This window comes from Bacillus cereus group sp. N12, from assembly GCF_016483575.1.
Lineage (GTDB): Bacteria > Bacillota > Bacilli > Bacillales > Bacillaceae_G > Bacillus_A > Bacillus_A toyonensis.
Genome location: NZ_JAEHBO010000003.1, coordinates 132,878 through 145,495, shown reverse-complemented (window position 1 = coordinate 145,495; position 12,618 = coordinate 132,878). Strand labels below are relative to the sequence as shown.

Sequence of the window (12,618 nt, the reverse complement as noted above, 5' to 3'; positions counted from 1 at the left end):
GTGGGGACGATTTTAGACAAAATTGTAGAGCAGAAGAAAAAAGAAGTTGCGGAGCTATATGAAACATATATACCAGGCAATGCAAAAAGAAAAACATACTCACTCGTAAAAGCTTTAGAGCAATTTACTGTCATTGCAGAAGTAAAGCGAGCATCACCATCAAAAGGAGATATTAATGTACACGTTGATGTACGAAAACAAGTGAAAACATATGAAGAATGCGGTGCAGGAGCAGTTTCCGTTTTAACAGACGGTCAATTTTTTAAAGGATCGTTTCACGATTTACAAACTGCAAGAGCAGAAAGTAACATTCCGCTTTTATGCAAAGATTTTATAATCGATAAAATCCAAATTGATAGGGCGTATGAAGCTGGTGCAGATCTTATTTTATTAATCGTAGCGGCGTTAACGAAAGAAAAGTTAAAAGAGCTTTATAGCTACGTACTAGAAAAAGGATTAGAAGCGATCGTTGAAGTTCATGATGAACAGGAATTAGAAATTGCAATCCAATTAAATCCGCACGTTATCGGTATTAACAACCGTAATTTAAAAACATTCGAAGTCGATTTAAGCCAAACAGAAAAACTTGGAAAACGATTAAACGAGGAGAAATTACTTTGGATTAGTGAAAGCGGGATTCATTCAAAAGAAGATATTATTCGTGTCAAACGAGCTGGAGCGAAAGGTGTATTAGTTGGAGAAGCACTCATGACATCATCTTCTATTCGTACCTTTTTTGAAGATTGTAAGGTGAACATATGAAAGTGAAAATTTGCGGCATCACTGATGTTGAAACGGCAAAACGTGCTTGTGAATACGGAGCTGATGCACTCGGATTTGTTTTTGCAGAAAGTAAGCGGAAAATCACTCCAAGGCTAGCGAAAGAAATCATTCAGGAGATTCCAGCAAACGTATTAAAAGTCGGTGTTTTCGTAAATGAATCAGTAGAAGAGATCCAGAAAATTGCAGATGAATGCGGGTTAACGCATGTGCAACTACATGGGGATGAAGATAATCATCAAATTAGAAGATTGAATATTCCGTCTACAAAAGCGCTAGGAGTAACTTCAGAGGCTGATATGAAAAACGCTCAAACATATGAAACGGATTATATATTGTTTGATAGCCCGAAAGAAAAGTTTCACGGAGGAAATGGAAAGAAATTTTCATGGGCACTACTTGAGCATATGCCAAAAGAGTTGCGAGAGAAAACGATATTAGCTGGTGGATTAAACGCTCTTAATATAGAAGAAGCGATTCGAACTATTCAGCCGTATATGGTCGATGTAAGTAGCGGAGTGGAGACAGAAGGAAAGAAAGATTTAAAGAAAATAAAACAATTTATTAAAAAAGCGAAGGAGTGTTCCAAATGAACTACGCATATCCAGATGAAAAAGGCCACTACGGTATATACGGAGGACGATACGTTCCAGAAACGTTAATGCAATCTGTATTAGAACTAGAAGAAGCATATAAAGAAGCGATGCAAGATGAAGCGTTTCAAAAGGAATTAAATCATTATTTAACAACGTACGTCGGAAGAGAAACACCGCTTTATTTCGCTGAAAATATGACGAAGTATTGCGGCGGTGCAAAGATTTATTTAAAACGTGAAGATTTGAATCATACAGGAGCTCATAAAATTAACAATACAATTGGTCAGGCACTTCTTGCAGTACGAATGGGCAAGAAAAAAGTTGTCGCTGAAACAGGGGCTGGACAACACGGAGTGGCAACCGCTACTGTATGTGCCCTACTTGGATTAGAATGCGTCATCTTTATGGGGGAAGAAGATGTGAGACGTCAAAAATTAAATGTGTTTCGAATGGAGTTACTCGGAGCGAAAGTAGAAAGTGTAGCGGCAGGTAGCGGAACATTAAAAGATGCGGTAAACGAGGCGCTTCGTTACTGGGTTTCACATGTGCATGATACGCACTACATTATGGGATCTGTTCTCGGGCCACATCCATTCCCACAAATTGTCCGTGATTTCCAAAGTGTAATTGGGAAAGAAACGAAAAAACAATATGAGGCGTTAGAAGGAAAGTTACCAGAAGCAGTCGTTGCTTGTATTGGCGGTGGTAGTAATGCGATGGGCATGTTTTATCCGTTCGTACACGATGAAGAAGTCGCTCTTTACGGCGTAGAAGCAGCAGGGAAAGGCGTTCATACAGAACAGCACGCAGCGACTTTAACGAAAGGAAGCGTTGGTGTTTTACACGGATCGATGATGTACCTTCTGCAAAATGAAGAAGGACAAATTCAAGAAGCACACTCTATTTCAGCAGGACTTGATTACCCAGGTGTTGGGCCAGAACATAGCTTGCTAAAAGATATTGGCCGCGTTTCTTATCATTCCATTACTGATGATGAAGCGTTAGAAGCATTTCAATTATTAACGAAAAAAGAAGGGATTATTCCGGCTTTAGAAAGCTCGCATGCTGTCGCATATGCATTAAAATTAGCGCCGCAAATGAAGAAGGACGAAGGGCTTGTCATTTGTTTATCTGGCCGCGGCGATAAAGATGTAGAGAGTATAAAACGTTATATGGAAGAGGTGTAAAAAATGGGAGTAGAAAAAATTAAAGCAGTATTTGAAAATGGTAAGAAAGCATTTATTCCGTACGTAATGGGCGGAGATGGTGGCCTTGAAAAATTAAAAGAAAGAATTCGTTTTTTAGACGAAGCAGGAGCAAGCATCGTTGAAATTGGTATTCCGTTTTCAGATCCAGTCGCAGATGGTCCAACGATCCAAAGAGCAGGGAAACGAGCGCTAGATAGCGGTGTAACAGTAAAAGGCATTTTTCAAGCGTTAGCAGAAGTAAGGAAAGAAGTGCAAATTCCATTTGTACTCATGACATATGTAAATCCAGTACTCGCATTCGGAAAAGAACAATTCATTGAGAGATGCTTAGAGGCAGGTGTGGACGGTATTATCGTTCCAGACTTACCGTATGAAGAACAAAATATTATTGCCCCGTTACTTCGAGAGGCAAACATTGCGCTAATTCCACTCGTTACCGTAACGAGTCCTATTGAAAGAATTGAAAAAATTACGAGTGAATCAGAAGGATTCGTTTACGCAGTTACAGTAGCGGGCGTAACGGGAGTGCGTCAAAACTTTAAAGAGGAAATTCATAGTTACTTAGAAAAAGTAAAATCACATACGCATTTACCGGTAGTGGCAGGGTTCGGTATTTCAACAAAGGAACATGTAGAAGAAATGATTACAATATGTGACGGAGTTGTCGTTGGAAGTAAAGTTATTGAGCTGTTAGAAAATGAAAAACGAGAAGAAATATGTGAATTAATACAGGCAACAAAACAAAAAGAAGAGGCGTAAGTCTCTTCTTTTTGTTTTGCGTAATAAATGTTAAAATATACAGAAAATACATATAATTTAGAGGGTGAGAAAGCATGCTAAGACGTAAACTACTATATCTTCTTTTAACTGTACCACTGTACGCTTGGCTTATTAGCATGACGAAAATAGAGTTGATGGCTCTATTTGTAGGGTATGTATTCATCTTTTCCAACTTAAATCGGATTCAAGAGCAATCTATTTTAGAAGTATGTACATTTTCAATTAGTATAGAACTATTTAGTATCGTTTCGATTGTATTATTAAATGAATTATTTCAATGGATTTATTCATTTTCATTAATGAAACTTGGGAATATTGTACTGCAAGCGATATGTGCTTACATTGTGTTTGTTGTGTTAGGAAAAATAATCGGACAGCAGACGGTTTTTGAGGATAATAGAAAATGGGAGTGAATCAAAAAGGAGCCAAACGGCTTCTTTTTGATTCTGTTGTAAAAACAATTGAAAAATATTACATCTGTTATATAATAGTTAAAAATTGTATTTTTAACGAAATGAGATGATAACATGGCCATATTGTTGGCACTTATCCCAATTATGATGATTTTCATTTGTTTATTTTTATTTAAACAAACGTCATTAAGGTCCTCATTAATTTCTTATGCGGTGTCTGTTGGAATCGTTTTATTCTCTCCAACGTTTCAATTAAGGATAAGTGAAACTGTGCATGCAACGATTAAAGGTTGGTTAATTTGTTTTATTGTCGGGTACGTTTTATTTTTTGGTATTTTTTTATTTCACCTCATGAACAAAATGGGGTACATCGATCAAGTAGCTCGTTTTCTAGAAGAAGTTACTCATGATCGCTTATTACAAATGCTTCTTATGTGCTTTGGTATTTGTCCACTAATTGAATCAGTAAGTGGATTCGGTATTGGTTTTATGGTTGCAGCACCTATCTTTCTTTCATTAGGCTATAAACCGTTTCAAGCTGTACTACTTTCATTTATTGGTTTACTAGCTAGTTCATGGGGCGCAATGGCAACTGGTACGATTATCGGTTCGCAGCTTATAAATATGCCGCTCACAACTCTTGGTACAAATACAGCATTATTAAGCATCCCGATTTTCGCATACTTTATCATCCTTTCTTTATACGTTGTCGGTGGCTTTCAGGCAGTTATAGAAAAGTGGAAGGAAGGGATAGGATTCTTTCTATTATTTTCTCTCGGAATCTATCTTTCTAACGCATACGTAAGTGTTGAACTAGCAGGTATATTAAGTTCTATCGTTACAATTACATTTGGCTTTCTTATCATTAAACTAAAAGGGAAAAATGAGCAAACCTTTATAACAGAACATGCTGCGGCAACGGAGAGAGAAGTATCCATTATAAAAATTATTAGCCCTTATATCTTCTTAACAGTTTGTATTTTACTTTCTCGCCTCGTTCCACCATTACATGATTTGTTCAGATCATATGCAGTCCTTGATTTAAAATCATATTCTTACAAATTAGAAATGCTATATTCACCAGGTTTTTGGCTCGGCATGACTTGTTTATTTACAATTATTTTCTTCCGCATTCCATCTCATATTATGAAACAATCACTCTTGCAAACGATAAAACAATGGATTCCTTTTGCGATTACGACGACGATGTTTATCGCCATTTCAGAACTAATGGGTGCATCTGGCATGCATTCATTACTCGCAAAAACAGCTGGTGAAACATTTGGTACCTTTTTCGTTTTCGTTGCTCCGTTCATCGGTAGTATCGGTGGTTTTTTAACAGGTAGTAACGCAGGATCAAATGCGATGTTTATAAAACTACAAATGCAAACAGCACAAAACGTAGCACTCCCGTGGCAATACGTCACAACACTTCAAAACACCGCATCGTCAGTGGCGACAATCGCTTGTCCATCACGCATTACACTAGGTGCTTATTTATGTAATATCCCGTATCGTGAAAATGAACTATTAAAGAAGACGACGTTAATGATCTTTGGTGCGGTGTTACTTGTAGTGGTGGAGGTTATTTTTTGGTATATGTTGAGAAAATAAGAAAATCCTCCTGAAAAAGGAGGATTTTCTTTTTATATGGATAATGCCTTAAGTATGAAAAGCTTCTACTAAATGAATAGGAGATGAAATGTATGCCCCTAAAAAACTACGGTGTGTTAAAAGGTACAGTTATACAATCAAAGATTGGAAAAGGGAAAACACCTCATTATCAAGTTCATTTACAAGGCGAAGCAGGAGTAGATTATCGTATTGCAATTAACGTGAAATCGCAAAGTTATCCGTCGGAAGTTTTATATTTTGCGAGTAACAATATTAGGTCAGAGGCGATTCATATTTTACCGACATTACCATTCGGTTTTACAGAAATAAAAAACAATGAACCGAAAGTAGCTTTAGATTATGTAAGAGGAAATCTATTTGACTCAAATCAAATGATCCCTTTACCACCTGAAAAAGCAGGAGCTGATAATGATTTAAATGAAAAAATTGAGCGGTATATAAAGCGAGCGATAGAAGAAAGTACGATTATTTACGCGTTCGGTGAAAGATGGGGGCCAGAAGAAAATACACCCGATTCTTACTTTCATTTTGAACCAGGAAACGGTATACATGATATTCATATGAATCAAGGAAATGTGGAAAAATGGCAAGGTGATGATGGTATATGGCAAGACGGAGGAATACTCATTCATTTTGAAAAGGAAGAAGAATGGATCGGTATCTTTCTTGCATTCCAGTCGCAGTCATGGTGTACGGATGAAGAAGGGCATGCTCGTGTTCCGGTTGAGAATTGTAATTATAAGAAAAATAATTGATGAAAAGAGCTCGTTCGACATGAACGAGCTCTTTTCGTTTCGAAAAAGAAGTAGATGGAAAAATCACACGTTACTTCTACGATGGTGACAGTATTAATCCGTTATACGAGACAGATGGTAGTGGAAACGTACTTCGTTAATATGTATACTCAATGGCCGGCGTTCGTCTAGCAATGAAAGCACAAGGACAAACGTTATTCTATCACTACAACCCAAGTGGTGACGTAGTAGCGATGACAGACCCAAATGGACAAGTTGTCGTAAACTATGAATATGATGCATGGTGGAACGTATTAAAGAGTGACGCAAAAGGTATCGCAGCAGAGAATCCATTTGGATACGTGGGATACATGTATGATAAAGAAATTGTTATGTATGGTGATCGCTATTGAAGGCATAGAAACTGTTCATGAATTATTAATAGTGGTATTTTTCATAATGATTGAAAATGATAACTTATAAAAGGTTTTTGAGAGGATCAGAATTCATGGTCACTACTTTTTACTCTTTATAAGTCCTTTCTAATCCTTTGTCACATGTATGATTTATTAAGTGATTTTTACACATTGTGTAGTATTTGTATATAGTTACTTTTAATATAAGGGATATAAAGGTAGTCTGTAAATGATTTACGAGAAATTGTAGGAATACTTTCGTAATTACAAATGAAAGTGTTTCTACATGTAAAATCTATCTTGTTTTTTTTATTCTTATCCTTTAATTTATGTAAGGGGATTGAACGGATGTTCTGTTTTTAATGGATAATAAAAAAGAATGGTAAGATAGTTTTGGAGTTTACTATATTATTCTAGACTTGTCTGTTTTCCACCCTGAAAGTCACAATTTTATGGATGCAGGAGGCTACATATATATGGGTACGAGGCAGAAAATTTTGATGCAAGCGATGATGCTTGTAGTCATGGTTATGATGAGTGTGGTGTTTAGTAAAGAAGTTGGTGCAGAATCAGAAAACAAGAGTGATTGGATCGATAGTGTTCATGTAACGCCAAGTGAGGTTTCTTTTGGTAATGAAATGAAAGTGAAAGTTACCGTCAAGGTTAATAATCCAAATGGCATAGGTTCTGATATAAGCATCAAGTATATCCTTCCTTATTTAGATGAAGAGGAAGAAGAAGTTTATGAGTATGTAAATTTAAAATATAATTCGGAAACAGATTTGTATGAAGGTGTATTAAATACTTATTTTGATTTTGAGCAGGTTGGAACTTGGGAGATTGATATGATCCATTCAGGAGTTTTGGGCTTAATAGCATATAACTCTAACGTTCATGAGCCACTAGATAGCTCAGAGAGAGAAAGCATGGAAGAACTGAGCAGCGGTAACATTACGTTATTGGAGCCAGTAGTTGGTTGGAATTATTTCAAGGGATATGGAGAAACACAAGGACACTGGTATTATTTTGATGAGAAAAAATTGGAATTTGTGACAGGTTGGTTTAAGGAAAATGGAAAACAATACTACTTGAATGACAACGGAATGATGGTAACAGGTTGGGTACTAGTAGATGGCAAGTGGTATTACTTGAAAGAAAATGGATCTATGGTGACAGGCTGGACGTTAGTAAATGGTGAGTGGTATTACTTAAGTGCAGATGGAGCAATGAAAACAGGTTGGACGCTAGTAGATGGCAAGTGGTATTACCTGAAAGAAAGTGGCTCCATGATGAAAGGATGGGCGTTAGTAAACGGTCATTGGTATTACTTAAATGCAGAAGGCTCCATGGCGACAGATTGGATATTAGTAAATAATACATGGTACTATCTAAACGCTAGTGGTTCTATGGTGACCGGTTGGTTACAAAAAGATCGAAATTGGTATTACTTACACTCTAATGGTGCAATGGCAGTAGGAAAACATTTCATTGATGGTAAATGGTATGGTTTTAAAGAAAACGGTGCAATGATGTCTGACTGGAAGAATGGAAAAACAGGATGGAGAATAGAAAACGGTAAACTGTATTATTTAAACCAGAACGGTGTAAAAGTAACTGGGTGGCTACAAGATAGTGGAAAATGGTACTACTTTAATACAAAAGGTGAAGCGGTAATAGGTTCGATGTTCAATAATGGTAAGGGCTATTATTTGCAAAATGATGCTTCGATGGCAATAGGGTGGATTTCTCTTGAGGGTGAAAAGTATTATTTTGATGAAAATGGAGTAAGGGCAGCAGGTTGGAAAGAGATAGATGGTAAGTGGTATTCTTTCTTCCCACCTACTGGAAAAATGAGCAAAAATACGTGGGTTGATAGCAAATACTGGGTAGATGCAAACGGTGTATGGACAAAGACAAGATAACTGAATAGTAGATAAAAAATACAAACCTCATTAAAAAGGTTTGTATTTTTTATGAGAACTAACAGGAATGGGAAAAATATATAATAAAGTAAAGAAGGGATTTTGTATGGGGCATGATCTGGGTGAAGAGGATGCCTCTGTAACGCAGAATGGGTATACGTATGGTGATAATAATCCAGTGATGCTGACAAATCCAGATGGACAGGCACCTTGGCTTATTCCTGTAGCGATAAGTGGCTATAGTGCTTATAAAGGATACAAAGGCAAATCACGTGTTAATTAATTAAGGAAGTCTTATAAGCAAATACGTCATACATTAAATAAAAAACGTTAGAAAAGGATGAAAAGCTACATGAATAGTATTAATATACAGTCTATATTAGATAATTTATGGGGCGCTACCATTTTAGAGACACATATAGATTTGTTAAATGATAGTATTAAATTTACATTGCAGGTAATTGATAATGGAGTGATAAAAGATTATAAATTAGTATTGATAGAAGTGTCATCGTTTTATTATGTTAAAGATGATGAAAAGCGTAGATTTGCATTTTATGATAGAGAAAAAGTAGATTATTTAGAATTAACAACGATTTATTATGAAGATCCAAATCTGAGTGAAGTTAAATTGAGTTTACAAAATGAGAAAGAATGGAGTAGCAAATATTCCACAGGAGTAAATATTATAATAGAGATTTGGGATTCTATTTTGTTAGTTGAAGCAAAACAATTTTCTCTTAATGGTAAAGTGATTAATCTTAAAATGTAGTTGTTTTTTAGTATAGTTATTTCGTTCGGAGCTGGGTATCGTTTAGGGGCAAAAAATTACAAGCTTGCCAACACACCTTCGTCCAATAAAAAGCACTTAAAACAGGGAATGCAAAAAGCGGGAACAAAACTAGAATTAAAAACAATGTGATTTAACATTTTCTTTGAGCAATTAGAGTGTAGTATATAAATTTATAATGGAGAGTAAGCATCAAATGTATTAATATAAGAGGGTTTTGCAGCACCCTCTTATTAAAAAAGAAGAAGATGTACAATAAAAACTAACGAGCTGACTTCACAAATCAACTTTTTCCAATCCTTCTATGAACATGTTCCTTTATAAATTCCCCCTAAAAACTCAATATTAATCATTTGAATATTATACTATTAAATATCTACAATGTTATAGTTGTTTTTTTCCGCTTCCTTGTTACAATAGTAGTTAGATAACTATTAAACTAAAAAATTAATAAAAGGAGTACTAGGAAGAAATGTTTAAAAAAGCTGCAGCAATTGTCTTAACATCTAGTATAATTTCTATTCCTATAACAGGTTTAGCTGAAACTGTAACAACTTCTAATACAGCAACTGTAAATGTAAATGCTGTAAAACAATCTGGATGGGTCCAACAAAATGGGAAATGGTATTACTTCAATCCAGATGGCACTATAAAAAAAGGCTGGCTTCTTGATAATAATAAATGGTATTACTTAAATTCAAGCGGCATTATGCAAACTGGCTGGCTGTTTGATCAAGGGGTTTGGTATTATTTAAACGCTAGTGGAGCAATGCAAACTGGCTGGCTATTAGATCAAGGAGTTTGGTATTATTTAAATTCTAATGGTTCTATGAAAACGGGTTGGTTATTAGATCAAGGAGTTTGGTATTATTTAAACGCTAGCGGAACAATGCAAACGGGTTGGCTATTAAATCAAGGAGTTTGGTATTATTTAAATTCTAATGGTTCTATGAAAACTGGCTGGCTTCTTGATAATAATAAGTGGTATTACTTAAATTCAAGTGGCGGAATGAAAATTGGTTGGCTACAAGATGGAAACAACCGTTATTACCTTCAAAATGATGGATCAATGAAAATCGGATGGCTGCAAGTGAATAATACGTGGTATTATTTAAACGCTAGTGGAGCAATGCAAACGGGTTGGCTTTCAAATGGCGGCGCTTGGTACTATTTGAATTCTAACGGTACGATGAAAACTGGTTGGTCATTTATAGATGGAAGTTGGTACTATTTACAAAATAATGGTGCAATGAAGACGGACTGGCTACAAGATGGCGATACATGGTATTATTTGCAATCCAACGGTATGATGCAAACTGGAACTGCTTCAATCAATGGAACGACGTACCATTTCGACAAGAGCGGTGCTTGGATTCCTGAAAATAACATCACTGCTACCACATATTTAGATCTTGATTTAACGTACGCTTCAAATGTGACTGGTGCAGAAATTGATGCTAATATTAAAAAATATCATCCAGACAGCCCATTAATTGGACATGGGAATGACTTTGTTGAAGCTCAAGCTAAACATGGTGTCAATGCTCTTTATTTAGCTGCACACGCTATTTTAGAATCGGGATATGGTAAATCTGAAATTGCATATCGTAAACATAACCTATTCGGGTTACGTGCTTACGATGCTGATCCATTTAAGTATGCGAAATATTTACCAACTTTCGGTGATAGTATTTCTTATAACGCAAACTACGTAAGAGAAAAGTACTTAGAAAAAAACGGATCATACTTTAACGGACCAACATTAAAAGGCATGAATGTCATGTATTCAACAGATCAAGAGTGGTCTGCTAAAATCGTAAAAATAATGGAACGTATTAAACCTTTCCAGAAAAAAGATTATGTATATGCGAAAAAATTACCTAAAAATCCAAACTCTTTAAATGTCGACGCCCTATCAAGTGATATTCCATATAAAACATACTCACAAGGAACGACAAAAACTGTTAAACTAGCTACTTCCTATTACGTTGTACCATATCCATTTGATGGTACAATTAAAAGTCAGTCAGTTACGAAAAATGATCAAGGCACACTAGCAACGGGTACACCTGTATTTATTTATCGTGAAGATCCAAACGGATGGATTGAATTCTCACTCACAATGAATGGAAATAAATATTGGGTATTAAAAGCTGGATTAAATATGTAAATAAAACACCCCTTTTAGAAAAAGCTAAAAGGGGTATTTTATATGTTTTAAATTATTAATAGGTTTGATGAGGTTAAAGTTGCTGTGCGCAAATATATGCACTTGTATAACTATCAAAGATTTCAAAAAAATTAAGCAGCCTGAGTCCATATAAATATAGAACTCAGGTTGCTTAGTTGCGCTTTTTTAATACGGGGGCATTTCACAATGAACGCCCTCCTCTTATTTTATAAAACCCAAAACTAACAAGTGTAGAAATACAAGAGAACAGCAGTGCCACACTAGAAAATGCAATGAGATACATATTATATTTCATTACTTTCCCAATGAGTTGGTTACTGTCGTACTGAAAAAGTTCTGCTATTATATTAAATAAAAACAATACGATAAACATGACGATGACACCGTCAATGGATCCTTTAATGTCTGGTTTACTTAAAGCGATATGTGCAGAAATACAAATAGCGATAAATAAAAATAACCAAAAGGAAGGGTTCAATAAATTGTTTATTGTAAATAAGCTTTTCAATAATACGAACGTCGACAAGAGCATGTTTTGAACCATTTCTAAAGTAATAGAAGTAGATGCAATCGTCTTTTCGAGAGTTGTATTAAATAAAAAATATGAATCTGGTACGAAATAGCGCATGAAAAGGATTAATGCAGTAATACCAGAAATAATAGGGCCAATTCCAATGAAGAAATTCCCAATTCGTTGATATACACTTTTTTGATTGTATTGATGTTGTACGTAACCTAACGCACCTTGGCTCGTATCTGTTGGGAAGAACTGCGTTGCTACAATTTTATGACGAAATAGTACGCACATAATGGCATGTCCAAGTTCATGAATAGGAACACCAATCCACGCAGTCAAAAGAAATCCTTTTCTTCCGAAAGCCCTCGACCAATACATTCGTGTGAGAGATTCTAAATAACCTAATAGAAATCCGATTACAATGATGACTCCAATTAAAGAAAATAACTGGATCACGCTTGTAAGGAGTATTTGAAAAATTGAGTTTACAAATTCCATTGCCTTTCATCCAATCTGTTTAAAGTTTCACTTTAGTTGCTCTGTTTCATAATAGCATTATTTTTCTAGATTACTAGTCTATATATTTTCTTTCAAAAGCAGGATTTCATAATCTGTTTCTTGTAGTCATGTTTTATG

Annotated in this window: 12 protein-coding genes and 1 pseudogene; 12 read left to right on the top strand and 1 reads right to left on the bottom strand. The window is 35.5% G+C overall.

The window, feature by feature from the left end:
• From trpC to JDS92_RS02850, 12 genes and pseudogenes are all read left to right on the top strand, one after another.
• Complete coding sequence (gene trpC / locus JDS92_RS02905) at positions 1 to 762, top strand: indole-3-glycerol phosphate synthase TrpC (protein ID WP_087970710.1); 762 nt, start codon at positions 1 to 3, stop codon at positions 760 to 762.
• Positions 759 to 1,373, top strand: a complete 615-nt coding sequence (locus JDS92_RS02900; protein WP_097957193.1) for a phosphoribosylanthranilate isomerase — start codon at positions 759 to 761, stop codon at positions 1,371 to 1,373. Before trpC ends, JDS92_RS02900 begins: the two co-directional genes overlap by 4 nt.
• A complete protein-coding gene (trpB, locus tag JDS92_RS02895) occupies positions 1,370 to 2,563 on the top strand; it encodes a tryptophan synthase subunit beta (RefSeq protein ID WP_001105043.1) in 1,194 nt (397 codons plus the stop codon). Before JDS92_RS02900 ends, trpB begins: the two co-directional genes overlap by 4 nt.
• 3 nt (positions 2,564 to 2,566) lie before the next feature.
• Positions 2,567 to 3,343, top strand: a complete 777-nt coding sequence (gene trpA / locus JDS92_RS02890; RefSeq protein ID WP_000537847.1) for a tryptophan synthase subunit alpha — start codon at positions 2,567 to 2,569, stop codon at positions 3,341 to 3,343.
• Between the two features lie 74 nt (positions 3,344 to 3,417).
• A complete protein-coding gene (locus JDS92_RS02885) occupies positions 3,418 to 3,777 on the top strand; it encodes a DUF4029 domain-containing protein (protein WP_097953234.1) in 360 nt (119 codons plus the stop codon).
• Positions 3,778 to 3,891: 114 nt separating this feature from the next.
• Positions 3,892 to 5,391, top strand: a complete 1,500-nt coding sequence (locus tag JDS92_RS02880) for an L-lactate permease (protein ID WP_199631475.1) — start codon at positions 3,892 to 3,894, stop codon at positions 5,389 to 5,391.
• Positions 5,392 to 5,483: 92 nt separating this feature from the next.
• Positions 5,484 to 6,167 (top strand): DUF2278 family protein, encoded by a 684-nt coding sequence (locus JDS92_RS02875; RefSeq protein WP_001128599.1) that lies wholly within the window; start codon positions 5,484 to 5,486, stop codon positions 6,165 to 6,167.
• A gap of 35 nt (positions 6,168 to 6,202) precedes the next feature.
• Positions 6,203 to 6,544, top strand: a pseudogene (locus JDS92_RS02870) (RHS repeat-associated core domain-containing protein); the annotation flags it as partial.
• Between the two features lie 494 nt (positions 6,545 to 7,038).
• Positions 7,039 to 8,484, top strand: a complete 1,446-nt coding sequence (locus JDS92_RS02865) for a hypothetical protein (RefSeq protein ID WP_199631474.1) — start codon at positions 7,039 to 7,041, stop codon at positions 8,482 to 8,484.
• A 106-nt stretch (positions 8,485 to 8,590) separates the two neighbouring features.
• Complete coding sequence (locus JDS92_RS02860; protein ID WP_000509719.1) at positions 8,591 to 8,767, top strand: hypothetical protein; 177 nt, start codon at positions 8,591 to 8,593, stop codon at positions 8,765 to 8,767.
• A gap of 69 nt (positions 8,768 to 8,836) precedes the next feature.
• Positions 8,837 to 9,256 carry a YxiG family protein gene (locus JDS92_RS02855; RefSeq protein ID WP_001084724.1) on the top strand — a complete coding sequence of 140 codons (420 nt, stop codon included), beginning with the start codon at positions 8,837 to 8,839 and terminating at the stop codon, positions 9,254 to 9,256.
• Positions 9,257 to 9,746: 490 nt separating this feature from the next.
• Positions 9,747 to 11,444, top strand: coding sequence for a glucosaminidase domain-containing protein (locus JDS92_RS02850; RefSeq protein ID WP_199631473.1), 1,698 nt, complete (start codon positions 9,747 to 9,749; stop codon positions 11,442 to 11,444).
• Positions 11,445 to 11,646: 202 nt separating this feature from the next.
• Here JDS92_RS02850 and JDS92_RS02845 read toward each other — a convergent pair whose 3' ends face one another.
• Positions 11,647 to 12,480: a hypothetical protein gene (locus JDS92_RS02845; RefSeq protein WP_000397497.1), complete on the bottom strand. Its 834-nt coding sequence runs from the start codon at positions 12,478 to 12,480 to the stop codon at positions 11,647 to 11,649.
• Between the last annotated feature and the right edge of the window lie 138 nt (positions 12,481 to 12,618).

What these genes read in the sequence shown, in the direction of transcription:
- JDS92_RS02845 (WP_000397497.1), bottom strand. Translation starts at nt 12,480, where the DNA reads ATGGAATTTGTAAACTCAATTTTTCAAATACTCCTTACAAGCGTGATC.
- JDS92_RS02885 (WP_097953234.1), top strand. Translation starts at nt 3,418, where the DNA reads ATGCTAAGACGTAAACTACTATATCTTCTTTTAACTGTACCACTGTAC.
- JDS92_RS02900 (WP_097957193.1), top strand. Translation starts at nt 759, where the DNA reads ATGAAAGTGAAAATTTGCGGCATCACTGATGTTGAAACGGCAAAACGT.
- JDS92_RS02880 (WP_199631475.1), top strand. Translation starts at nt 3,892, where the DNA reads ATGGCCATATTGTTGGCACTTATCCCAATTATGATGATTTTCATTTGT.
- JDS92_RS02865 (WP_199631474.1), top strand. Translation starts at nt 7,039, where the DNA reads ATGGGTACGAGGCAGAAAATTTTGATGCAAGCGATGATGCTTGTAGTC.
- JDS92_RS02875 (WP_001128599.1), top strand. Translation starts at nt 5,484, where the DNA reads ATGCCCCTAAAAAACTACGGTGTGTTAAAAGGTACAGTTATACAATCA.
- JDS92_RS02855 (WP_001084724.1), top strand. Translation starts at nt 8,837, where the DNA reads ATGAATAGTATTAATATACAGTCTATATTAGATAATTTATGGGGCGCT.
- JDS92_RS02850 (WP_199631473.1), top strand. Translation starts at nt 9,747, where the DNA reads ATGTTTAAAAAAGCTGCAGCAATTGTCTTAACATCTAGTATAATTTCT.
- trpA (WP_000537847.1), top strand. Translation starts at nt 2,567, where the DNA reads ATGGGAGTAGAAAAAATTAAAGCAGTATTTGAAAATGGTAAGAAAGCA.
- JDS92_RS02860 (WP_000509719.1), top strand. Translation starts at nt 8,591, where the DNA reads ATGGGGCATGATCTGGGTGAAGAGGATGCCTCTGTAACGCAGAATGGG.
- trpB (WP_001105043.1), top strand. Translation starts at nt 1,370, where the DNA reads ATGAACTACGCATATCCAGATGAAAAAGGCCACTACGGTATATACGGA.